Origin of the sequence: Siminovitchia sp. FSL W7-1587 (assembly GCF_037963795.1) — a bacterium.
GTDB classification, from domain to species: domain Bacteria; phylum Bacillota; class Bacilli; order Bacillales; family Bacillaceae_C; genus Siminovitchia; species Siminovitchia thermophila.
Genome location: NZ_CP150169.1, coordinates 3,398,625 through 3,420,625, shown reverse-complemented (window position 1 = coordinate 3,420,625; position 22,001 = coordinate 3,398,625). Strand labels below are relative to the sequence as shown.

The window sequence follows — 22,001 nt, the reverse complement described above, 5'->3', positions numbered from 1 at the left end:
CTTCCTTCTTTCCCTGAACTTTCGTTCCCATATTTTTTGCTTATTCATTATAGCATAGACTTGTCTATATTTATTTTGTCCCCTATTTGGTATAACTTTTCCCTTTTTACAAAAACTAACACGTGAAAAAACATATTTACAGGAGGAGTTATATGGGCGTTTTAAGTGGCAATCCTAAAAACGAACCGTTGCATTATGGTGAGGTGTTTGCAATTTGGACAGCCTTAATGGGCTGTAAAGTAATGATAGGCGGGTATCAAACACTCCTAAATCATGTAGGAGACAAAGATCTGAAAAGAATTTTAGAAGAAGCTATCGAGTTAGCAAAAACCGATAGCAAGGGGTTGGAGGATGTACTCAAGATAAATGGTATCAACCTTCCACCAGCTCCTCCGGAACGGCCTTTGGCTGATTTGGAAGACATTCCGGCAGGTGCCAAGTTTTACGACCAGGAAATCGCAGCCAAGCTTTCAATTGATATAGCTGCCGGCCTAGTTGCTTGTAGTCAAACAATGGGAATGTGTAATCGAGAAGATATTGCAATGATGTTCGGACAAATGCACATGAGTAAAGCCCAGCTTGGCGCAAAGATATTAAGATTAAACAAAGAAAAAGGGTGGCTTATTCCCCCTCCACTCCATTTATCAGCTCCCGAACAACCATAAAGAAAAGCAAGGTCCTTGGCAGACCTTGCTTTTTTCGTCTTTTCAGAAACTCTCTCTGAACATGTATAGAAAAAATGTGCATCTATCTATTTTGTTTGTCCAATCGTTATTCACTCCTGAATAATATCCTATTAATAAAAGTGAAAAAGGAGTGATCAGTGTTGCCTTCTAACCAAAATTCGCTTAATCATCTCAAGGAGCTTTCCGAGAAAATGAAAGCAGATATCTTAAATCCAGCAAAAGGGTCAGCCATTTCTCAACAAAACCTGGATCAACTTTCCAAGGTCCTTGAAAACAACGAAGCATTAAAGCATGTCAAAAGAATATTGGATCCCCTTCAAAACCTGCAAGAAGTAAACTTGGAAGCCGATCTTTCAGAAATATTGGAGCAAACAAAAACAGCAGTAGAACAATCAGTAAATGCTTTGCGAGCATCGAATTAAATCGGCGTTTTCACATAAAAAATGTTCTCTTTCATTAGAGCGATTGTCCAATCAATGTACAAATTTCCTTAATAGACTATTAACAAAGGCATATTTGCCTTTATTAACGAAAAAGGAGTGATATAAGTGTACATCGTGGAAGATTTTGCGCACGAACGTGAAGACTACTCTTGTCGACGCAGACCATTAATCTGGGACTCAGGAGATGTCGTCGAACATCGACACAGCGACGATGATTGGTGCGATTGCGGAGCCCCAGAGCGCAGACATCGCCATAGCGATAATAAAAGAAAACAACGCAAACAAACGCACGATTATTACCTCCACGATTGGGATGACCACATGCATAAACATGATTGCCAGGATTGGGACGATCACATGCATAAACATGATTGCCAAGATTGGGACGATCACATGCATAAACAAGGTCATTGTCACCATGATTGGGATAACCACATGCATTACTTGCATGAAAGGGGTGAGCACATGCATAAACATGACCATTTCTGCTGCGAACGAGAGCAATGCAACGGTTCTGCCTGTGAGCAGCTAAAGGATCTTGCCAGAAATACTCCCATTTTATTCTCTACTGGTGATGCGCCGCAACTCTTAAGTGCACTGTTTATTAGCTATGATAGTGAAACTTGCTACGTGACACTACGTATCGGTACAGCAGATGCATATGTAGACTGCCGGGATATTAAAGTCCTCATCATTGCCTAGTCAATGAAGAATATCTAAAGGGCTGTCCATGTTCTTTCGTGGCAGCCTTCTCACTCTAATCTTCCGAAGGTGATAATAGTAATTTTTGAACAACAATATCTGTATCATTTAGAAAGAATGAACTCGAGTTGCTTGACAAGTTTTTTTCCTTGGATGATATATTTTTCATCAACCGAGCCATCCGGATCTTCAGGTTCTTGAAATTGATTTAGTGTAGCGGTCATATTGCCCACATCTACATGGTCGTCCAATCCGCGTTGGTAAACATGATTGAGGACAAACGGCTTTCCCATCTCAACTACTGTTCCTCTGCTGTCAAGTTCGCCTTCCACTGCGGTAAAAGGAATGCGCAAAAATTGATAGCCGCCATCATCAGCCATTTTATAATCGAAACAGCCTCTGTCATAGTCCCAGTTTCCGCCAATTGTATATCCGCGCGGTTTTAGCAACTGCTCCAGGTGGTGCAAATTAAAGCGTCTGCCTTCTATCGTTGAGTCGATTTGAATCATACTGCTACTCCCTCCGTTATTTTTCTTATTATTCCTCCTTAACGGGGGAGTTATGCTTTTTATTTTCAAATAAAAGAAGACCACCTTTTTGGCAGTCTTCTCTTAATTATCCCGCATTTAACTGGCAGTAAGCCCCTTTGCTTAGAAATCTAAATGTAAGGTAGAAAGTGCTGGGTCAACTGCCAGTAAATGCCCGATTGGTTCTACTAACATTCAGCGAAAAAACTCGCTGAATGAAGTTTCACTTTATACCCAGCCTCTGAAACGGGACGCTTCAGCGACATTGCGAAGACCCAGCATATATGCGGCAAGGCGCATATTGACTCTTCTACTTTGCGATAGATTATATACATTATTAAAGGCGTCTACCAGTTTGGCTGTTAATTTTTCATTGACTTCTTCTTCGGGCCAATAATAGCCTTGGTTATTTTGCACCCATTCAAAATAGGAAACGGTCACTCCACCGGCACTCGCAAGTACGTCAGGCACAAGGAGAATTCCCCGTTCGGTCAAAATCTTCGTCGCTTCGTCTGTTGTCGGTCCATTGGCAGCTTCTACAACGATGGATGCTTTAATATTCGGAGCATTTTCCCCAGTAATTTGGTTCGAAACAGCTGCTGGAACGATGATGTCGCAGTCTAATTCAAACAGTTCTTTGTTCGTAATGGTATTTTCAAAAAGGGTCGTAACCGTTCCAAAACTGTCCCGGCGGTCAAGCAAATAATCAATATCAAGTCCGTCCGGATCATGAAGAGCGCCATAAGCATCAGATATACCGACAATTTTTGCACCCGCATCATACAGGAATTTCGACAGGAAGCTTCCCGCATTGCCAAATCCTTGTATAACAATTCTCGCATCTTTTAAATCAATCCCGCGCTTTTTGGCAGCTTCTTCTATACAAATAGTTACTCCTTGAGCAGTGGCTTTTTCTCTTCCTTGGGAACCGCCAAGAACAATCGGTTTACCCGTGATGAACCCTGGAGAATCGTTTTCACGGAGACGGCTGTACTCATCCATCATCCAAGCCATGATTTGGGAGTTCGTATATACGTCTGGTGCCGGAATATCTTTTGTAGGGCCGACAATTTGGCTGATGGCCCTTACATATTCGCGGCTGAGACGTTCGATTTCACCCATAGACATCGTACGAGGATCACAAACAATCCCGCCTTTTCCACCGCCGTACGGCAAGTTGACGATCCCGCATTTGATGGTCATCCATAGAGACATCGCTTTGACTTCTTCTTCCGTCACATCAGGATGATAGCGAACCCCTCCTTTGGTAGGGCCGACGGAATCATTGTGCTGGGCACGATATCCGGTGAAAACTTTGACGGAACCATCGTCCATTTTAACCGGGATTCTTACGGTCAACATTCGAATCGGTTCTTTTAACAGTTCATACATTTCCTCCCCAAATCCAAGCTTGTTCAGGCTATGTTTAATAACCTTTTGAGTTGATGTAAATAAGTTAAGATTCTCTGCCATCGTTTTTTTTCGCCTCTTTATATTGTGATCAAAAACATTATACCATTATGATAGCACTTTTTTAATACGTGTGAGCGCCCAATCCAAATCTTCTTTCGTTATGACAAGTGGCGGAGCAAAGCGGATTACATTATCGTGTGTCTCTTTACAAAGCAGTCCCTGTTCCTTAAGCGATTCACAATATTTACGTGCTTCCTCATGCAATTCTACGCCAATAAATAAACCTTTTCCCCTGACCTCCTTGATCATTGGGTTTTCAATCTCTTTCAATTTTGACATAAAATACTCCCCAAGTTCAAGTGAACGCGCCGCAAGATTTTCATCTTCCAATACTTCCAGAGCTTTGATTGATACGGCGCAGGCCAATGGGTTTCCGCCAAACGTGGATCCGTGTGAACCAGGATTGAATACGCCCAAAATGTCTTGGTCGGCACACACACAAGAGATTGGGAATACCCCGCCGCCTAGTGCTTTTCCTAAAATAAACATGTCGGGTTCCACGTTCTCCCAGTCGCAAGCAAACATTTTACCCGAGCGGCAGAGCCCCGCTTGAATTTCATCGGCTATAAAGAGGACGTTGTTTTCTTTACATACTTGCCGAGCAGCTTTCAAAAATCCTTCAGGAGGGAGGATAACACCGGCTTCTCCTTGAATTGGTTCAATTAAAAATGCCGCTGTATTCGGTGTAATGGCTTCCTTTAAGGCCTCCAAATCCCCATATGGAACAAGCTTGATTCCAGGGAGCAGCGGACCAAACCCGCGTTGGTATTCCTTTTCAGAAGAAAGTGAAACGGCAGCCATTGTACGTCCGTGGAAATTGCCTTCACACGCAATAATTTCCGCTTTGTCATTGGCAACTCCTTTTACATCGTATGCCCAGCGGCGAGCTGCTTTAATTGCTGTTTCAACAGCTTCAGCGCCCGTGTTCATCGGAAGAGCCATTTCCTTATTGGTCAATTTCGTAACCTTTTCATACCAAGGTCCAAGCTGATCATTGTGAAAAGCTCTTGAAGTTAGCGTTACTTTATCGGCCTGTTCTTTCAACGCCTGGATAATTTTCGGGTGGCGATGACCTTGATTTACTGCTGAATAAGCGCTTAGCATATCCATGTAACGGTTGCCTTCCGGATCTTGGACCCATACACCTTCGGCTTCTGATATAACAATGGGAAGCGGGTGATAGTTGCGGGCACCAAATTTTTCGGTTTGTTCAATAATTTGAGCAGAATTGGACATTCGTATGTTCCCCCTTATATTTTCACATGAAGACCCTCAAAGAAGAGGGCCTTCCATTTCTTACAGCATTTCAGACGTTGTTTTCGCCTGCATGTGAAGCAGCAAGTAATCCGGGCCACCCGCTTTTGAGTCGGTTCCCGACATGTTGAAACCGCCAAAAGGCTGGTAACCGACAATGGCTCCCGTACAGCCGCGGTTGAAGTACAAGTTGCCCACATGGAAATCTTCCCGCGCCTGCTCCAAGTGCGCGCGGTTGTTGGAAATAACGGCTCCTGTCAAGCCATATTCCGTATTATTGGCGATTTCCAGAGCATGATTGAAGTCTTTCGCTTTGGCAAAAGCCACGACCGGTCCGAAGATTTCTTCTTGCATGAGGCGCGCTTTCGGATCAAGCCCCGCAAAAATCGTCGGTTGGATGAAATATCCTTTCGAGTCGTCTCCTTCACCGCCAGCCATTAATTCGCCTTCTGTTTTCCCGATCTCAATGTATTTCATGATTTTATCAAATGCGTTTTGGTCGTTCACCGGCCCCATGAAATTGTCCGGATTCATCGGGTCGCCGACTGTCAATTCTTTCGTAAGCGCCACTGCCCGTTCGAGCACTTGGTCATATACGTCTTCGACGATGACTGCTCGGGAGCAAGCAGAACATTTCTGTCCGGAAAAGCCGAATGCCGATTGGACGATGGATTGCGCAGCCAGTTCAAGGTCCGCTTCTTTATCGACCACGATCGTGTCTTTTCCACCCATCTCGGCGATAACACGTTTCAACCAGATTTGTCCTTCGTTCACGATAGCCGCGCGCTCATAAATTCGCGTTCCGACTTCTCTTGAGCCTGTAAAGCTGATAAAGCGTGTTTTCGGATGGTCGACGAGATAGTCGCCGACTTCCGCGCCGCTTCCCGGAATGTAGTTGACAACACCTTTTGGCAATCCTGCTTCTTCCAGCACTTCCACAAATTTGGCAGCAACAACAGGTGTTGTGGAAGCCGGTTTCAAAAGAACCGTATTTCCGCTCACGACGGCAGCAACGGTTGTCCCCGCCATAATCGCAAACGCAAAGTTCCACGGAGAAATAACGACGCCGACGCCAAGCGGGATATAATCATAGCGGTTATATTCCCCCGGACGGCTTTGCACTTTTTTGCCGTCTTTGAGCTCCAGCATTTGCCGGCCGTAGTATTCCAAGAAATCAATGCCTTCTGCCGTATCGGCATCGGCTTCTTTCCACGGCTTTCCGGCTTCTTTCACAAGCAAGGCGGAAAATTCATGCTTCCGGCGGCGGACAATGGCCGCGGCTTTAAAAAGAACGTCTGCCCTGACTTCCGGCTTTTCTTTTTTCCACGACTCAAAGGCTTCCAGCGCACTGTTCATGGCGCGCTCCGCCAATTCCCGGTTCGCTTTGGATACGCGGCCGACAACTTCCACTTTGTTCGCGGGGTTAACCGAAGTGATTTTTTCTTCCGTTTCGATCCGTTCACCGCCGATGATTAATGGATAATCCTGGCCAAGATAGCTTTCTACAAGCTCCATTCCCGCTTGAAACGCTTTCTTGTTTTCCTCTTTTGAAAAATCCGTGAATGGTTCATGTTTGTATTCAATCATTTCATATCCTCCCTTTTTATTATTTTTCCTTTCACAACAACTTATTAAACGCAAAAAAAATTTGCATTAATAAGTTGTATCTGTATATAATAATGCAAAATAATTCAACAAAATTCAAGTATTTTTTTAAAGGGGAATCTTGAAGATGGATCAAAAGATGCTTTTACATTTATATAACGCTGTTCTGGAAAACATCGATGCGGGCGTACATGCTGTTGATCTTGAAGGAAAAACGATCATTTATAATCGAAAAATGAGAGAAATCGAAGGAATGGAATTGGAAGACTTATTGGATAAAAACATTATGGATGTTTTTCAATTTTATGATGAGGAAAGTACTCTTTTAAAAGTGTTGCGGACAAAAAAGCCCGAATGCAACAGGCGGCAAAAATACATCAATATAAAAGGGGAAGAAATTAATACGATCAACGACTCTCACCCAGTGTTCCACAACGGGGAAATCATTGGCGCAATTGAAATAGCAAAGGATGTAACGAGACTGGAGCAGGTTGTGCAAAACCATCTGCAAAGAGACATACAGATCGGTTGTGCATTTTTAGACCTTGCAGGAGAGCATCCCGAGTTTGTCAGTGCGGTACATCAAGCAAAAAAAATGGCCGGCGCAACCTTCCCCGTCCTGATCAGTGGAGAAGCTGGCACCGGTAAAGAAACATTTGCCCACTGCATACATCATGACAGCGAAGTATCCGGAAAACCCTTTTATCTATTAAGTTGCATCTCCTATGAAAACAGGCAATTGGAAGAAATGTTGTTTGGCATGCGTGATGGCGGGATATTGAACGATCCGAACATTGGAACCATTTTTTTTGATGAGCTGACAGCATTGTCTATCCCGCTTCAGCAAAGGCTCCTTCATATCATCCGTGATAGAAAACAATCATCAGAAAAAGCCTTGCCGCGCCTGATTTTTGCAACATGCCTCGATCCAATCGACGCGGCAGCAGATGGTAAACTAATGAAAAACCTTTATTACGAACTGGCAGGTGCCGCCATTTTCATCCCGGCGTTAAAAAGCAGGTTGGAAGACGTGCCGCTCTTGGCTCATCAATTTCTAAACGAATACAATGAGCTGCTTGGCGCTTCTGTACAATCCATTTCAAACGGAGTCTTTGAGCTTTTTTCTCAGTATGAATGGCCCGGGAATGTGCGAGAGTTAAAATATGTTATTGAATCGGCAATTAAAAATGCGGATGATGCAAAACAATTAGCCGTAAGCCATCTGCCATCCTTATTTCGGAAAAAAACGTTTGAAAAGGCGGATGCACTTCTCGTTCAAAGAGGGAAGGACATAAAACCGTTTGATGAGTATATGACAGAAGCGGAAGTTTACTACTTGCAAAAAGCTTTAAAGTTACACGATCATAATATTACAAAAACGGCTGAATCATTAAAAATGAGCAGGCAAAACTTGCAATACCGAATTCGGAAACTCGGCCTGCTTGATAAAAAGAAGAAAAGCTGATTCAGCTTGGAATCAGCTTTTGCTTACTTTTTAATCAAATCCTCCCTTTCGGACTTTTCTATCCACTCTTTCAATTTGGCTTTTAACGTATTAAAGCCTTCCTCGCCTGCATGATCCAGCTGGATACTTCCTTGCCGCCTGCGGGCTTTTGTTTGTTTTTGTGGAGCGTTTTCTTTTTCAAGCGCACGGATGGAAAGGCTGACTTTTCCTTTTTCCTCATCGATTTGCAGCACTTTTACCTTTACTTCGTCACCGATATGCAAAACGTCATGGATATCCTTTACAAATCCGTGTTTAATTTCGGAAATGTGAACGAGACCCTGGGTTTCATCATCAAGCGCGACAAAGGCCCCGTACGGCTTGATACCCGTTACTTTTCCCGTCAGTATGTCGCCTTGCTTGTATTGAGTTGCCATGGAAACACTCCTAAATATAATTGAATTTTATCCTTTGATTAACGCAATAAAGAATAATAACATGAAACACGACTGAAATCAATCGGCTGTTTTGGGGAATATGGTCCTCCGACCCAAGTGGAAAAGCGATGCCGCTGTTTTACAAAAAAAATAAAATCGAAGTTTTAAAAGCCATATTTTCGGTAATACTTTTATTGTAAGACATTCCAGTATTCCCCCTTTTTTGATTTTCGTGGCCTGTGTACAGGTCACGGATTTTTTTATTGACAAGGCAATGAATGTTTGATTTAAGCTTAAAAAGGAGGGATGTCCGTGGGTACCAACTTAATTGGAAAAACGGCGGAAATAAACGGATTCCGCATTTATTATGAGGAAAGCGAAAACATGGAACAAAGGCAAACACTTGTCATGCTCCACGGTTTTTTGTCCTCTTCATTCAGCTTTAGAAAGCTTATACCTTATTTAACGAACGATTATCACGTCATTTGCGTCGACATGCCCCCATTTGGCAAAAGCGACAAATCTAAAAAATACTTCTACTCTTACAAAAATATTGCTGAAACCGTGCTACAGCTGACAGACACTCTCGGAATCAGAACTTTTTCTCTTACCGGGCATTCCATGGGAGGGCAAATTGCCTTGAACATGATGCTCCATCATCCCGAGAAAATTAAAAAAGCGATACTGTTGGCCAGTTCCAGCTACTATAAACGAGCCAAGAAACACCATGTGCTGGCATCTTACCTTCCATTCTTTTCGCAATTCGTAAAACATTATTTAGGTAGAACCGGCGTTATTGGAAATTTAAAAAATGTTGTATATGACCAGTCTTTAATTGACGGCACAATGATTCAGGGATATGCGGAACAGTTTGAGGATTCGCGAATATTTTCCGCACTCGCGCGAATGATTCGGCACAGAGAAGGAGACCTTCCCGAAGAGTGTTTGCGAAAAATCCAAACGCCCTGCCTTCTGATTTGGGGGGAGCACGACCGGATCGTTCCGCTTCAAATTGGGGAAAGACTTGTACAAGATTTGCCGAACAGCCAACTCGTTGTGCTAAAAAACACCGGTCATCTACTTCCGGAAGAGAAGCCCCAGAAAGTATACGAACAAATCCGCAAATTTTTAAATACCTAACAATTTTTTCCCGCAATGAATTATAATGGGGGCTACAAGGAATCTGGATACTGTGATAAGGGGAGGCAATACTGGTATGGTTGATTTTGACAAATACATAAACCGCAAAAATACCCAGGCGCTGAAATGGGACGGGTTGAAAGAAGTCTTTGGAAAAGAAGATTTACTCCCGATGTGGGTAGCAGACATGGATTTTACCCCGCCCATGGCTGTGTTGCAAGCATTGGAAAAAAGAGTCGAACATGGGGTTTTCGGATACACCATTGCTACTGACAGTACGTATGAGGCAATCATCGATTGGTTAAAACACCAGCATGGATGGGACGTTTCTTCAGAATGTATTTTATTCAGTCCCGGTGTTATTCCATCTTTACGCATGGCGATTCAAACATTTACGGAACCGGGAGACAAAGTGCTGTTACAATCCCCTGTTTACACCCCTTTTTTTCATACAATTGAAAGAAACGAGCGGATCGTGTGCAACTCGCAGTTGTTATTGAAAAATAACCGCTATGAAATTGACTTTGCCGACTTCGAAGAAAAGTTAAAAGCCGGAGTGAAGCTATTCTTGCTCAGTAGCCCGCATAATCCTGCCGGCAGGGTGTGGACTAGGGATGAGCTTTCTGAAATGGCCAGCCTGTGCCGTAAATATGGTGTGGTGATTGCGGCAGATGAAATACATGCCGATCTCGTAGCTCCACCATATAAACATGTCCCACTTGCGACATTGGACAATTCGATAGCGGATATGACCCTGACTTTCATGGCTCCATCGAAGACATTCAACCTGGCTGGATTACAGGCTTCATTCATGGTAATTCCGAACCCTGACTTAAGAAAAAAAATGGCGGCCGCCCAAGCCAAAGATGGCTTCTCCTTTCTCAACACATTCGGGCAAATTGCGATGGAAGCTGCTTATACCCATGGAAAAAGCTGGCTGGATGACGCGATGAACTATATTCGCGGCAATATCGAAGTTGTGAAAGAGGAAGTGGCGAAGAATCTGCCAGAACTGTCCGTGATTGAGCCGGAGGGAACGTATTTGGTTTGGATCGACTGCAGAAAAATGGGATTACCAGATGCGGAATTGAAAAAGCGCCTTTTGAAAAAAGGCAAGCTTGCTTTGAACTTTGGAGACGGATACGGACCCGGCGGAGAAGGATTTGTGCGCATGAACGTCGCCTGCCCGAGAGACATAGTTAAGGAAGGCATGAACCGATTAAGATTAGCCCTTACATAAGGGCTCTGTCTAGAGAGAACGTAAAAACAACTCGTTCTCTCTTTTATTTTGCCGGCTTTCGGTCTTTCGTAATTTCCCCACAAGCAATCCTTGCCCCTGAATCTCCTGCCGGTTGTGACATTCCGTCGTCAGCTTTTTCATGGATAACAAGTGACGTTCCCTTATTTGTATACAGAGAGATCTTGCTTTCCTTAAAGGTAATCCCTGTTGCCGTTATCTTGACCTTGGCCTTTCCGTCTTCATCGACGGTAATATTAGGCAAATCCCCTGCATGCGGGCCCTTCGCATTTAATAACCCGTGTTCTTTTTTATCTGGATTGAAATGATTGCCTGCCGAAATGAAATCAGGCGGCTCGCATTTGCCGCGATCGTGAATATGCATCGCAAGCTCACCTGGAGGCAAGCCCTGTAAATCCCCTTTTAAATGCATGCCATCTGCTTTTTCTTCAAAAGTAATTTTTCCCAGTGAATCGCCATCCGGGTTTTTCACGTCTACATCAAATTTCGTAGGAGGATTCCCCGTACAACCGACAAGAAATAAAACGGTCACAATCCCGAGCTTTTGAATATTCATCCCATCCCCGCTCCTTTCTTATCCCATTGTAACCATGAAATTGCGGGTTTATTCCAGACGCTAGCGAGAGGATGTGAGTGCGCATTGAATACTCATTTCATACTAACGGTAAAGTGGACTCCGTCTTGATCTCCGGCAAGCATCGCACCAAATGGAAGACCGTAATAGAATGCCATGCAATTTTGCCTCAAGATGAACATAGCATCATGACTTCCCAGCTAGTCCGGCAAACAGACACCGGCCTCATACTCACTCTTTCCTGCGGGCAATACTTTACTCCCTTTAGCACGATGGTGGTGGCGCAAGAATAGAAAGCTTTAATAGAGGTCGTTTTTCATTAGGGCAATAATGCTTTTTCCTTTTATGACAATGGCGACACTAGAATGGAAAGTTTTAATAGAGCTCATTTGGCTTTAGTTTAGGGCAATATTGCTTTTTCCTTTTATGACAATGGCGACACTAGAATGGAAAATTTTAGTAGAGCTCGTTTTGCTTTGAGCAATATTTCTCTTTCCTTTATGACAATGGCGACACTAGAATGGAAAAGTTTTAATAGAGCTCGTTTTGCTTTAGGGCAATAATGCTTTTTCCTTTTGGACAGCGGTGGCCACTAGGACGAAACCTTTAAAAAGCTCATGCTTTTCTGCTGGCAACTTTACTGAAAAAGCTTCTTGTCCGTCGCATCCTCTGCACCGGCACACCCTTGATTTTGTCGGAATATTATAAATTTTCCCCCTAAATAAAAAGCACCCTTACAAAGGTGCCTTAAACGTGCTTGCTGTTTCGTTCCCGATTAATGCGTTCTTCAATTTCTTTCGTTTTAAGCTCCTGCTTTTTAGAAACCCTTTTAATAAATATAAAAGTCAGGACACATGCGGCTCCAAAGATTGCCATTGAAATTGCTGCCGGAATATACTCTGACTTATCTTCCGGAAAATATAAAAATGGCATATATATCATAAAAGAATCTACGATCGATAACATGAGAGACGCATCCTTTCCTCATTGGATATACATCCATTATAGCAAGTTTCCACAAGCCGTTCCAATGCCGAAATAGTGACGATTATGAATACCATTGTGAAAAACGGACCGTCATCAATGTTACATTTATTTGTACGCATGCATATCGTTCAGCTGAAGGGATTTCCTGGCTATACGCGGGTATTTTCGCCTATACGCGGGTATTTCCGGCTATGCGCGGGTATTTTCGCCTATGCGCGGGTATTTCCGGCTATACGCGGGTATTTCCGGCTATACGCGGGTATTTTCTGCTATGCGCGGGTATTTCGTTCGGCCTGAGCTACATGACCCAAGCCTTCCTCCATCATTTCGTTAATACATAGGAAGAGCGATGCTCGCCCATAAAAACGGGGTCGAGAGCATCGCTCCGATTAAAAAGCCGTGGCTTTTCTCTTATTCCTTAATAATATCAATGCTTTCAATCGTAATGTCTTCTACTGGCTTGTCCGCCATACCGGTTTCAGCATTGGCAATTTTATCGACAACTTCCATGCCCTCAATTACTTGTCCAAACACTGTATGCCTAAAGTCCAGGTGCGGTGTTCCACCTGACTCCATATACGCCTCCACAATCTCTTTCGGAAAGCCGGCATTTTCCATCTGCCCTTTCATTCCGGCATCCATATGACTGTTTTGAACGATGAAAAACTGGCTACCGTTCGTATTGGGACCGGCATTGGCCATGGAAAGTGCCCCGCGCAAATGAAACAGTTCGCGCGAAAATTCGTCTTCAAAAGGGGCTCCGTAAATGCTTTCGCCACCCATGCCTGTTCCGGTCGGATCCCCGCCTTGCACCATAAAGTCTTTGATTACGCGGTGAAAAATAATCCCGTTATAATAATTATTTTTGCTATGTGTCATAAAATTTTCGACCGTTTTCGGAGCGTGTTCGGGAAATAATTTCAATTTAATAGCTCCTAAAGACGTATTCATTTGAACAATTTTTTCGTTTTCCACTGTTTCAGCTGATAGCTGCGGGTACATTGTCTGTTCTCCCATATTCTGCATCTCCTTGTCTGTTCAGGATTCATTATTTTCAAACGAAGATAAACCTCAAAACATACTTTACAGTAATCTCTATAAAAAATCATCCTTCTTTCATTTTTCTGCATTCTCATCCATAATGATGGTTAAGAGGTGATTACTATGGAAATCGGTCAAATTGTAAAGGCATTCAAGAAAACAGGTACTTATATCGGTGAGATTACGACTATCAATCCCGACACTTATACTGTCCGCATCATGGCAGTTTTAAAACATCCGATACAGGGAGACCTTCATAACCCGAGGCAGGCAGACGTTCCTTTCTTTCCCGGTAGAAAAGCGCTCGCCTACCGCGAACAGACAAATGTTCCCGCCAATATGGTCCGTCCTTTTGAAGGCCCTGTCCCAAACTACAAAAAAAGTTTACTCGAATCCGTCCAGAAACTATATGATGAACTTTCCGCAAAACCAGAGGACCCATACTGCTCCCAGAGCCTGGAAATGTTGTATGAATCAATGAAAGACTATGAACTGATGTATTCCATTGAATTTCCGGCTCTTCGAAAAAGCTGAATCATGCAAGGGTTCGGCTTTTTCACGTTTTCCAAAAACAGGCTTTTCATCGAAAACACAATGTGATTGAAAGAACAGGATCAAGAACACTTGTCGGCATATCACTTCATGAATAAAGCTTCCAGTTCCCAAAGTGCGGAGCTTGGCTCCCCACCGCCAAACATGAAGCACTGAGACAGACGAAACAACAGAATCAAGAACGATTCGCTAGGAATCTTCCCTTCACCCGGACAATGCCGATGTTTGGACTCCCCGCCATCAAGATTATTAGAGCGCCTTCAGTTACAAGGTGTCACCGCTTAACACCGTCGCCGGCAAGAAACTCTTGTGGCCGCCAGCTCCACCGGACAAACTATAAATAAGGAAGGAACGGATGTGGCATTGTAGGAGACTTGAGTCATAACTTCAACGCCTTAATTGAGAGGAAGAATTTCTCCTCTCCCGTACAACTTTTTTCGAAGTTAGGGATTGTTCAATACGTCACTAATGCAAAGATACTGCGTTGGCTGAAAAGCTGCACCCACACTGTTTGGTCTTGCGCCATGGGACAGTGCCAATCAATTGAAAAGTAAGTGTTTTCGTATATAATAATATTTAGGATAGCGAAACAAAAATTTAAGAAGGTGTTTTTTATCGATTATGAAAAACGGAATTTATTGATCATGGTGGTTTGCAACTTTCTTGTGGCCGCCAGCATGACAATGGTTCTGCCTTTCATTTCCTTGTATATCAGTACTTTTGGACACTTTAGTGATGAATATATACAGCGCTGGGCGGGCTTTATCTTTGGAGTAACTTTCGTAACTGCCTTTCTGATGTCTCCCGTTTGGGGACGAATTGGTGATAAGTACGGCTTTAAGCCGATTCTTGTGATGAATGGTTTAGGTATAGCGACGAGCATTTTCTTGATGGGGTTCATGGATCACGTACATGGGCTTTTTTTGTTGCGATTGATCATGGGAATTGTCACGGGCTTTATCCCAACTTCTACCGCACTTATTTCTAAACAAACCTCTAAGAAAGAAGTTGGAAAAGTCCTCGGAACGCTTCAAATGGGAACCGTGTCGGGCACATTGTTTGGACCTGTCATCGGAGGGCTCATGGCCGATTCATTCGGTTTCCAATATACGTTTGTCATTACTTCTGTTTCCATTGTTATTGCAACGATTGTTGTCATCCTTGGCATCGTTGAAAAGCCACTGGCCCCTGGTGAAAAAAAGAAAACCCAGCCGTCAAGAATAGACGTCATGCGAATGATTATATCTCGGCGCATGCTCCTTAGCGTCATGGCAATTGCTTTTATCATTCAAGTAGGTCTGTTCAGCATTCAGCCGCTCCTTGCCTTATATGTCAGTGAATTGACCACCGGAAGTAACCTTGCTTTTCTTTCGGGCCTCGCTTTTTCTGCAACAGGGTTTGGAAACCTGCTTCTTACCAGAAAGTGGGGCGACCTGGGGGACCGTATCGGGCATGACAAAGTGTTAATGATTCTGCTGGTGCTCGCTGCCATATTGATTGTGCCGCAAGCGCTTGTAACGGCTCTTTGGCAACTTGTCTTTCTCCGTTTCCTGTTTGGCATGGCAGTCGGGGGAATGCTGCCGTGTATTACCGCCCATATCAGGATGGAATCTCCTCTTGAACTGCAAGGTGAAATTCTTGGCTACAACCAAAGCTTCCGCTTTCTTGGCAATGTAGCAGGTCCTCTTCTCGGTGGCATTATTTCAGCTCAATTTGACATTTCAACCGTGTTTTACGTCACGGGGAGCCTGTTCCTCTTTGGTTTTGCGATGCTATGGTGGAGTATGAAACAAAAAGAATCACGATTTAAAGAAATGTTGGATGGTACGCATTCAAAATGAAGTGAAAATCCGGAGTAGCTCCGGATTTTTTCCTTTTTTATTTGTGAACATTTTATGACATTTTTCCAGGGTTTTATCTATTCCTACCTATTTAATAACTTCTGAAGCAAATTACAGTTTCAAGAAATACCTCCATGAAACTTTGCTCCAACTAGGCTATAATCTCTTTAGTCGGAATGCAAGAATCATTTGGATAGGAGGGTAACATTTTGTCACTATTGCACTTGGCGATTATTGCCCCGTTCATACTCGCTTTTTTTGTTCCTTTTTTTTATAAAAAAATAAAAGCAGTTCATACCGGTTGGTTTGTCCTCATTTTGCCTGCAATACTATTTGCCTATTTTCTTCGCTTTCTTCCTGCAGTCAAAAATCAAGGAGCCATCCAGGAAACAGTGAATTGGATTCCATCGTTGGGAATTGATTTTACAGCTTATGTAGACGGGCTCGGGCTGCTTTTTGCACTTCTTATTACAGGAATCGGATCTTTAGTCGTTTTGTATTCGATTTTTTATCTATCGAAAGCAAAAGAAAACCTCGGAAGCTTTTATGTCTACTTGCTCATGTTTATGGGTGCGATGCTTGGTGTCGTTTTATCGGATAATTTAATTGTTCTCTACACATTTTGGGAGCTGACTTCATTTTCTTCCTTTCTCTTAATCGGTTATTGGTATCATCGGGAACGTTCTCGATACGGTGCCCAAAAGTCTATGCTCATTACTGTTTTTGGCGGTCTGGCCATGCTTGGGGGATTTTTACTTCTCTATTTCATGACAGGGTCCTTCAGCATTAGAGAGATCATTTCTCAGGCCGGCGACATGACAGGGGATCCCTTTTTTATTCCCGCACTCATTCTCGTTTTGCTTGGTGCTTTTACGAAATCTGCCCAATTCCCGTTTCATATTTGGTTGCCTGATGCAATGGAAGCGCCTACTCCTGTAAGCGCCTATCTGCATTCAGCGACAATGGTAAAGGCAGGGATATACCTTGTTGCCAGAATGAGCCCCGTGTTCGCAGAGGAAGGGACTTGGTTTTGGCTTGTATCCATATTCGGCATTATCACACTGGTCTGGGCTTCATTCAATGCGGTCAAGCAAACAGATTTAAAAGCCATTTTGGCATTCTCTACAGTGAGCCAGCTTGGTTTGATCATGTCCCTGCTTGGTATCGGAGCTGCTGCCTTACACTACACACAGTTGAACGACAATATTTATATGGCGGCAACTGTAGCAGCTGTATTCCACCTCATTAACCATGCCACCTTTAAAGGAAGTTTGTTTATGGTGGCGGGAATTGTCGATCATGAAACCGGGACCAGAGATATCCGACATCTTGGCGGTTTAATGCATCTTATGCCGATCACCTTTACTATCGCTCTTATTGGTACATTTTCTATGGCCGGACTCCCGCCATTTAACGGATTTTTAAGCAAGGAAATGTTTTTTGCAGCGATGGTGAATGTTCTTTCTTTAGATATATTCAACTTGGAAACTTATGGCGTTTTATTCCCTGTTTTGGCTTGGGTCGGAAGTGTATTCACCTTTATTTACAGTATGATTTTGCTTTTTAAAACTTTTACAGGAAAACAGCCGGCGCAAAAATGGGAAAAGAAACCGCACGAAGCTCCGCTCGGCATGCTCTTATCCCCGATCATTTTAGCTGCGCTGGTCATTGTGTTTGGACTGTTTCCAAATATCCTTTCAGCTTCTATCATTGAGCCCGCGGCTGATGCCATCATGCCCGCATTTGCTGAAGCAGGACAGGCATTTAACGTCAACATTACTATGTGGCACGGCTTTTCGGCGGAATTATATATGACAATTGCTGTCGTCGTTGTCGGATTATTCCTATATGTATTTTTGCCGAAATGGAAACACATTTACAATATTTTTCCAAAAAAGCTTTCACTGAATGCTTTATATGATCAAGGACTTGTTCGGACTGAAAAAATCTCAAAAAATATGACAAATGCCTACATGAATGGATCCATCCGTTCCTATATGATTTATATATTCATAGCGTTTATCGGCATTCTTTCTTATTCAATGATAGAGAAAAAAGCGATTTCCTTCGAGTTGTCCAACTTGGCTCCAATCGGTGTTTATGAAATCGTTTTGGCCATCATTATTACGGTTGCCAGCATTACCATTCTGTTTGCCAAGTCGCGCTTGACATCCATCATTGCATTGGGTGCAGTCGGTTATACTGTGGCCTTGTTTTTCGTTTTATTCAGAGCCCCGGATCTTGCTTTGACACAGCTTGTCATCGAGACTGTTTCCGTCGCCCTTTTCCTGCTCGCTTTTTATCACTTGCCTAAAATGAGCCGCAAAGAAGAGCGCATTCGATTTAAAATGGCGAGCGCTGTCGTATCTCTCGGTGTCGGAGTTGTGGTTACGCTGATCGCTTTATCTGCGCACAACAATAAACTCTTTGACTCCATTGCTCAATATTATATTGAAAATACGAAGGAACAAGCCGGCGGTGCCAACATGGTCAACGTTATTCTTGTTGATTTCAGGGGTTTTGATACAATGTTTGAAATAGCCGTTCTAGGCATTGCTGCGTTGGGCATATTCGGGATGATCAAGCTTCGCTTATCAAGGAGGCAAGACGGATGAGAAAAACGAACGACCTCATATTGCAAACAGTGACGAAAATCGTTTCATTCATGATTTTCATGTTCGCCCTCCATATTTTCTTTGCCGGTCACAACAATCCGGGTGGAGGGTTCGTCGGAGGATTATTAACGTCTGGAGCAATCGTACTTTTGTTGCTCGCTTATGATCTAAAAACTGTGGCAGGCAGCCTGCCGATCGACTATAAAATTTTAATAGCCGTCGGTCTTTTATTTGCCGTTGGTACAGGGCTAGGGTCTCTTGTATTTGATGTTCCTTTTCTGACCCACGCCCATGATATCTTTACATTGCCTATTTTGGGAGAAACCCATTTGCACACCGCTGTTTTGTTCGATATAGGAGTTTATTTAGTCGTTGTTGGAACAACGATGACCATTATTCAAACGATAGGAGAGAACGAATAATGGAAGTTTTGATGTCTATTTTAATTGGTCTTTTATTTGCATGTGCTGTCTATTTGATGCTGTCCAAAAGCCTGCTCCGCATTATCATCGGTACCGGCCTATTAAGCCACGGCGCCCATTTGATGCTGCTGACGATGGCTGGCCTGAAGCGTGGAACGGTCCCGTTGCTGGGGGAGAATGCTTTATTTTATACAGACCCTGTTCCGCAGGCATTGATTTTAACTGCAATCGTCATTAGCTTCGGTGTTACAGCCTTTTTCCTCGTGCTTGCCTACCGGGCGTACCAGGAGCTTGGAACGGATAACGTCGAAGATATGAAAGGTACTGAATAATATGAGCAACTTGTTAATTTTACCCATTATCATTCCCTTGCTGACAGCAGTATTTCTGATCTTTTTTAAAAAATATATTCTGGTGCAGCGATGGATTTCTGTTATTTCCGTCACTGCAACACTTGTGACTTCTATCATTTTGGTTGAAAAAGTGAAGAATGACGGAATTCAAACATTGGACGTGGGAAGCTGGCCGGCTCCTTTCGGTATTACACTTGTATCGGACATGCTGTCGGCCTTACTTGTTACGGCCACTTCCCTGATCGCCCTTTGTTGTATCATTTATTCGTTTCGTTCCATCGGTGAAGGACGGGAAAGAAATTATTACTACCCTGTTGTGCAATTCTTGATCGTTGGGGTAAACGGCGCTTTTACAACAGGAGACATATTCAACATGTTCGTCTTTTTTGAAGTGATGCTTATGTCTTCCTATGTCCTGCTCGTAATCGGCGGGACAAAGATTCAATTGAGGGAAACCATCAAATATATCTTGGTCAATATTACATCATCAGCCTTGTTTGTCATCTCCGTCGCCTATCTATATTCTGTTGTGGGCACACTGAACATGGCCCACATTTCCGAGAGAATCGCCGAGGTTAATCAGCCTGCTATTTTAACCGTGCTGGCCGTGCTATTTTTGATTGTTTTTGGCCTCAAAGGAGCCATTTTCCCATTATTCTTTTGGCTTCCGGGCTCTTATTATGCACCGCCAGCCGCGATTATGGCTTTATTCGGGGCATTGCTCACAAAGGTCGGCGTCTATTCCATCTTGAGAACATATACGTTGTTCTTTTACCATGACACCGGGTTTACTCATGAACTGCTGATGATATTGTCTTTGCTTACGATCGTTTTGGGGTCTATCGCCGCCGTAGCTTATAAAGACATGAAAAAGATCGTCATTTACAATATTATTATTGCCATTGGAGTTATCACTTATGGAATCGGAGCGATGAATACCGACGCCTTGACCGGGTCAGTCTTCTATTTAATCCATGACATGGTGATTAAAGCGGTACTGTTCCTTTTAGTCGGATTGATTATTTCGATCACCGGTGCTAACAGCTACGATAAGTTCAGCGGACTCATCAAACATTATCCTTTGCTGGGATGGCTGTTTTTTATCTCGGTATTGGCGCTCGCCGGAATCCCGCCTTTAAGCGGTTTTATCGGAAAAATATTGATCGTAAACGGTGCGTTCTCAAACGGGGACCTTGTTGGCGGGCTCATCATACTCATTTCCAGCCTCTTCGTGTTGTATTCTTTAATGAGAGTATTTATAAACGGATTTTGGGGCGACCCTGAAGGGAGCAAGAAAAAAGAAAGTATTCGAATGGGAACCTATCTGTTCCCTGTGATCATCTTAGTCGGAACGGCGGTCGCTTATGGAGTCTTTTCGGAATACGTCCATATGTATGTTTCGCAGGCAGTGGAAGTGATTGAAAATCCGGAAATGTATATTGAAGCTGTTCTGCAAAAATAAGCAAACACGAAAGCCTTTTGCCATATAAAGTCCAAAAAATTCGTTAAGACGGAAGGTTTTTGAAAGGAGGGGCAAATAACAATGGCATTTCAAATCATACTGAACATCTTTTTGGCTTTTTTATGGATGTTTTTTGAGGGATCGATGAACGCCACGACTTTTATCGTTGGATATTTACTTGGACTGCTGGTTGTTTTTTTCATGCGGCGCTTTTTTTCAACCAGATTTTATATACACCGGCTGTATGCCATATTAAAATTGCTTCTCATCTTTTTTAAAGAACTTATGCTCTCAAACCTTGCTGTGTTAAAGGTGATTTTTCAACCAAAATTAAACATTCAGCCCGGCATTTTTGCTCTTGAAACAAAGCTGAAGGAAGATTGGGAGATAACACTGCTTGCAAATTTAATCACGCTTACGCCCGGAACACTTGTAGTGGATGTATCTGAAGATAACAAAACCTTATACATCCATGCGATGGATATAGGGGACGTCGATGAAGCGGTCGAAAGTATAAGGCAATCCTTTGAGAAGGCAATCATGGAGGTGGGCCAATAATGTTGGATATAGTCGTTAAGGTCGCAATCATCGGGTTTGCGGTTTCCTCTTTTCTTCTCCTCATTAGGGTAATAAAAGGGCCGTCCATCCCAGATCGGGTTGTTGCTCTCGATGCCATGGGCATAAACTTGGTGGCGATCAGCGCTCTCGTTTCGATCGTATTGTCGACAAATGCGTTTCTCGACACGATATTGCTGATCGGGATTCTCTCGTTTATTGGCACTACAGCTTTTTCCAAATTTTTGGAGAAAGGAGAAATTATCGAGTATGAACGCAATCGCTGATACAGTTATCGCTTTTTTTATCCTCATCGGCATGTTCTTAAGCCTGGCCGCAGCGTTTGGAGTTATCAGGCTGCCTGATGTCTATACGAGAAATCATGCCGCCTCAAAATCAACAACACTCGGGGTTTTGTTCACTTTGCTTGGGGTGCTAATGTACTTTTTCTTTCAAGATGGCATTATTCATTCCCGGATTATGCTAGGAATCGCCTTTATATTCATTACCGCTCCAGTAGCGGGGCATTTGATCAGCAGAGCGGCTTACCGTACAGGGGTAAAAATGTGTGATCAAACTTCGCAGGATGATCTGAAAGAAGCGAAGGATTAAAGAAGAACGGGCAATCTT

Annotated in this window: 23 protein-coding genes; 14 read left to right on the top strand and 9 right to left on the bottom strand. The window is 43.2% G+C overall.

Annotation, left to right across the window (positions count from 1 at the left end; genetic code table 11):
• The first annotated feature begins 152 nt into the window (after positions 1 to 152).
• The gene (locus NST31_RS16110) at positions 153 to 665 is read left to right on the top strand and encodes a DUF3231 family protein (RefSeq protein ID WP_339161982.1); all 513 of its coding nucleotides are present in this window, start codon (positions 153 to 155) and stop codon (positions 663 to 665) included.
• Positions 666 to 826: 161 nt separating this feature from the next.
• The gene (locus tag NST31_RS16105; protein ID WP_339161981.1) at positions 827 to 1,108 is read left to right on the top strand and encodes a hypothetical protein; all 282 of its coding nucleotides are present in this window, start codon (positions 827 to 829) and stop codon (positions 1,106 to 1,108) included.
• A gap of 198 nt (positions 1,109 to 1,306) precedes the next feature.
• Here the strand turns inward: NST31_RS16105 and NST31_RS16100 are convergent, their stop codons facing one another.
• The 5 genes from NST31_RS16100 to pruA form a co-directional block, all read right to left on the bottom strand.
• Positions 1,307 to 1,606 carry a hypothetical protein gene (locus NST31_RS16100; RefSeq protein ID WP_339161978.1) on the bottom strand — a complete coding sequence of 100 codons (300 nt, stop codon included), beginning with the start codon at positions 1,604 to 1,606 and terminating at the stop codon, positions 1,307 to 1,309.
• Between the two features lie 329 nt (positions 1,607 to 1,935).
• The gene (locus NST31_RS16095; RefSeq protein WP_339161976.1) at positions 1,936 to 2,340 is read right to left on the bottom strand and encodes a YugN-like family protein; all 405 of its coding nucleotides are present in this window, start codon (positions 2,338 to 2,340) and stop codon (positions 1,936 to 1,938) included.
• 246 nt (positions 2,341 to 2,586) lie between these two features.
• Positions 2,587 to 3,831: a Glu/Leu/Phe/Val dehydrogenase gene (locus NST31_RS16090; RefSeq protein ID WP_339161974.1), complete on the bottom strand. Its 1,245-nt coding sequence runs from the start codon at positions 3,829 to 3,831 to the stop codon at positions 2,587 to 2,589.
• 45 nt (positions 3,832 to 3,876) lie between these two features.
• Entirely contained in the window at positions 3,877 to 5,067 is a 1,191-nt protein-coding gene (locus NST31_RS16085) for an ornithine--oxo-acid transaminase (RefSeq protein WP_339161972.1), read from the bottom strand.
• 60 nt (positions 5,068 to 5,127) lie between these two features.
• On the bottom strand, positions 5,128 to 6,672 hold the full coding sequence (gene pruA, locus NST31_RS16080) for an L-glutamate gamma-semialdehyde dehydrogenase (RefSeq protein WP_339161970.1): 1,545 nt from the start codon (positions 6,670 to 6,672) through the stop codon (positions 5,128 to 5,130).
• 145 nt (positions 6,673 to 6,817) lie between these two features.
• Here pruA and NST31_RS16075 point away from each other — a divergent pair, with 145 nt between their 5' ends.
• A complete protein-coding gene (locus NST31_RS16075) occupies positions 6,818 to 8,155 on the top strand; it encodes a sigma 54-interacting transcriptional regulator (protein ID WP_339161969.1) in 1,338 nt (445 codons plus the stop codon).
• A 23-nt stretch (positions 8,156 to 8,178) separates the two neighbouring features.
• Here the strand turns inward: NST31_RS16075 and yugI are convergent, their stop codons facing one another.
• Positions 8,179 to 8,571, bottom strand: a complete 393-nt coding sequence (gene yugI, locus NST31_RS16070) for a S1 domain-containing post-transcriptional regulator GSP13 (protein WP_077111159.1) — start codon at positions 8,569 to 8,571, stop codon at positions 8,179 to 8,181.
• A gap of 312 nt (positions 8,572 to 8,883) precedes the next feature.
• Between yugI and NST31_RS16065 the strand changes: the two genes are divergently transcribed.
• Positions 8,884 to 9,711: an alpha/beta hydrolase gene (locus tag NST31_RS16065; RefSeq protein WP_339161966.1), complete on the top strand. Its 828-nt coding sequence runs from the start codon at positions 8,884 to 8,886 to the stop codon at positions 9,709 to 9,711.
• A gap of 76 nt (positions 9,712 to 9,787) precedes the next feature.
• Positions 9,788 to 10,951 (top strand): PatB family C-S lyase, encoded by a 1,164-nt coding sequence (locus NST31_RS16060; protein WP_339161964.1) that lies wholly within the window; start codon positions 9,788 to 9,790, stop codon positions 10,949 to 10,951.
• A 43-nt stretch (positions 10,952 to 10,994) separates the two neighbouring features.
• On the opposite strand, the gene NST31_RS16055 is transcribed toward NST31_RS16060, so the two are convergent.
• The 3 genes from NST31_RS16055 to NST31_RS16045 form a co-directional block, all read right to left on the bottom strand.
• Complete coding sequence (locus NST31_RS16055; protein WP_339161962.1) at positions 10,995 to 11,525, bottom strand: superoxide dismutase family protein; 531 nt, start codon at positions 11,523 to 11,525, stop codon at positions 10,995 to 10,997.
• Positions 11,526 to 12,290: 765 nt separating this feature from the next.
• Entirely contained in the window at positions 12,291 to 12,509 is a 219-nt protein-coding gene (locus NST31_RS16050; protein WP_083717414.1) for a hypothetical protein, read from the bottom strand.
• Between the two features lie 432 nt (positions 12,510 to 12,941).
• Positions 12,942 to 13,547 carry a peptidylprolyl isomerase gene (locus tag NST31_RS16045; RefSeq protein WP_339161960.1) on the bottom strand — a complete coding sequence of 202 codons (606 nt, stop codon included), beginning with the start codon at positions 13,545 to 13,547 and terminating at the stop codon, positions 12,942 to 12,944.
• A gap of 147 nt (positions 13,548 to 13,694) precedes the next feature.
• On the opposite strand from NST31_RS16045, the gene NST31_RS16040 reads away from it, so the two are divergent.
• The 9 genes from NST31_RS16040 to mnhG all read left to right on the top strand — a co-directional run bounded on the left by NST31_RS16040 (position 13,695) and on the right by mnhG (position 21,983).
• Entirely contained in the window at positions 13,695 to 14,105 is a 411-nt protein-coding gene (locus tag NST31_RS16040; protein ID WP_339161959.1) for a kinase-associated lipoprotein B, read from the top strand.
• A 632-nt stretch (positions 14,106 to 14,737) separates the two neighbouring features.
• Complete coding sequence (locus NST31_RS16035) at positions 14,738 to 15,964, top strand: MFS transporter (RefSeq protein ID WP_339165582.1); 1,227 nt, start codon at positions 14,738 to 14,740, stop codon at positions 15,962 to 15,964.
• Between the two features lie 209 nt (positions 15,965 to 16,173).
• Entirely contained in the window at positions 16,174 to 18,579 is a 2,406-nt protein-coding gene (locus NST31_RS16030; protein ID WP_339161958.1) for a Na+/H+ antiporter subunit A, read from the top strand.
• Positions 18,576 to 19,001, top strand: coding sequence for a Na(+)/H(+) antiporter subunit B (locus NST31_RS16025; RefSeq protein ID WP_077111153.1), 426 nt, complete (start codon positions 18,576 to 18,578; stop codon positions 18,999 to 19,001). The genes NST31_RS16030 and NST31_RS16025 overlap by 4 nt, the downstream gene beginning before the upstream one ends.
• Entirely contained in the window at positions 19,001 to 19,333 is a 333-nt protein-coding gene (locus NST31_RS16020) for a Na(+)/H(+) antiporter subunit C (RefSeq protein ID WP_077111152.1), read from the top strand. The genes NST31_RS16025 and NST31_RS16020 overlap by 1 nt, the downstream gene beginning before the upstream one ends.
• Before the next feature lies 1 nt (position 19,334).
• A complete protein-coding gene (locus NST31_RS16015; protein ID WP_077111151.1) occupies positions 19,335 to 20,816 on the top strand; it encodes a Na+/H+ antiporter subunit D in 1,482 nt (493 codons plus the stop codon).
• Between the two features lie 81 nt (positions 20,817 to 20,897).
• A complete protein-coding gene (locus NST31_RS16010) occupies positions 20,898 to 21,374 on the top strand; it encodes a Na+/H+ antiporter subunit E (protein WP_339161956.1) in 477 nt (158 codons plus the stop codon).
• Positions 21,374 to 21,658, top strand: coding sequence for a Na(+)/H(+) antiporter subunit F1 (locus tag NST31_RS16005; RefSeq protein ID WP_077111149.1), 285 nt, complete (start codon positions 21,374 to 21,376; stop codon positions 21,656 to 21,658). The genes NST31_RS16010 and NST31_RS16005 overlap by 1 nt, the downstream gene beginning before the upstream one ends.
• Positions 21,642 to 21,983: a monovalent cation/H(+) antiporter subunit G gene (mnhG, locus tag NST31_RS16000; RefSeq protein WP_077111148.1), complete on the top strand. Its 342-nt coding sequence runs from the start codon at positions 21,642 to 21,644 to the stop codon at positions 21,981 to 21,983. Before NST31_RS16005 ends, mnhG begins: the two co-directional genes overlap by 17 nt.
• Positions 21,984 to 22,001: the final 18 nt, after the last annotated feature.

What these genes read in the sequence shown, in the direction of transcription:
- NST31_RS16110 (WP_339161982.1), top strand. Translation starts at nt 153, where the DNA reads ATGGGCGTTTTAAGTGGCAATCCTAAAAACGAACCGTTGCATTATGGT.
- NST31_RS16100 (WP_339161978.1), bottom strand. Translation starts at nt 1,606, where the DNA reads ATGTTTATGCATGTGCTCACCCCTTTCATGCAAGTAATGCATGTGGTT.
- NST31_RS16095 (WP_339161976.1), bottom strand. Translation starts at nt 2,340, where the DNA reads ATGATTCAAATCGACTCAACGATAGAAGGCAGACGCTTTAATTTGCAC.
- NST31_RS16090 (WP_339161974.1), bottom strand. Translation starts at nt 3,831, where the DNA reads ATGGCAGAGAATCTTAACTTATTTACATCAACTCAAAAGGTTATTAAA.
- NST31_RS16085 (WP_339161972.1), bottom strand. Translation starts at nt 5,067, where the DNA reads ATGTCCAATTCTGCTCAAATTATTGAACAAACCGAAAAATTTGGTGCC.
- pruA (WP_339161970.1), bottom strand. Translation starts at nt 6,672, where the DNA reads ATGATTGAATACAAACATGAACCATTCACGGATTTTTCAAAAGAGGAA.
- NST31_RS16075 (WP_339161969.1), top strand. Translation starts at nt 6,818, where the DNA reads ATGGATCAAAAGATGCTTTTACATTTATATAACGCTGTTCTGGAAAAC.
- yugI (WP_077111159.1), bottom strand. Translation starts at nt 8,571, where the DNA reads ATGGCAACTCAATACAAGCAAGGCGACATACTGACGGGAAAAGTAACG.
- NST31_RS16060 (WP_339161964.1), top strand. Translation starts at nt 9,788, where the DNA reads ATGGTTGATTTTGACAAATACATAAACCGCAAAAATACCCAGGCGCTG.
- NST31_RS16055 (WP_339161962.1), bottom strand. Translation starts at nt 11,525, where the DNA reads ATGAATATTCAAAAGCTCGGGATTGTGACCGTTTTATTTCTTGTCGGT.
- NST31_RS16050 (WP_083717414.1), bottom strand. Translation starts at nt 12,509, where the DNA reads ATGTTATCGATCGTAGATTCTTTTATGATATATATGCCATTTTTATAT.
- NST31_RS16045 (WP_339161960.1), bottom strand. Translation starts at nt 13,547, where the DNA reads ATGGGAGAACAGACAATGTACCCGCAGCTATCAGCTGAAACAGTGGAA.
- NST31_RS16040 (WP_339161959.1), top strand. Translation starts at nt 13,695, where the DNA reads ATGGAAATCGGTCAAATTGTAAAGGCATTCAAGAAAACAGGTACTTAT.
- NST31_RS16025 (WP_077111153.1), top strand. Translation starts at nt 18,576, where the DNA reads ATGAGAAAAACGAACGACCTCATATTGCAAACAGTGACGAAAATCGTT.
- NST31_RS16020 (WP_077111152.1), top strand. Translation starts at nt 19,001, where the DNA reads ATGGAAGTTTTGATGTCTATTTTAATTGGTCTTTTATTTGCATGTGCT.
- NST31_RS16015 (WP_077111151.1), top strand. Translation starts at nt 19,335, where the DNA reads ATGAGCAACTTGTTAATTTTACCCATTATCATTCCCTTGCTGACAGCA.
- NST31_RS16010 (WP_339161956.1), top strand. Translation starts at nt 20,898, where the DNA reads ATGGCATTTCAAATCATACTGAACATCTTTTTGGCTTTTTTATGGATG.
- NST31_RS16005 (WP_077111149.1), top strand. Translation starts at nt 21,374, where the DNA reads ATGTTGGATATAGTCGTTAAGGTCGCAATCATCGGGTTTGCGGTTTCC.
- mnhG (WP_077111148.1), top strand. Translation starts at nt 21,642, where the DNA reads ATGAACGCAATCGCTGATACAGTTATCGCTTTTTTTATCCTCATCGGC.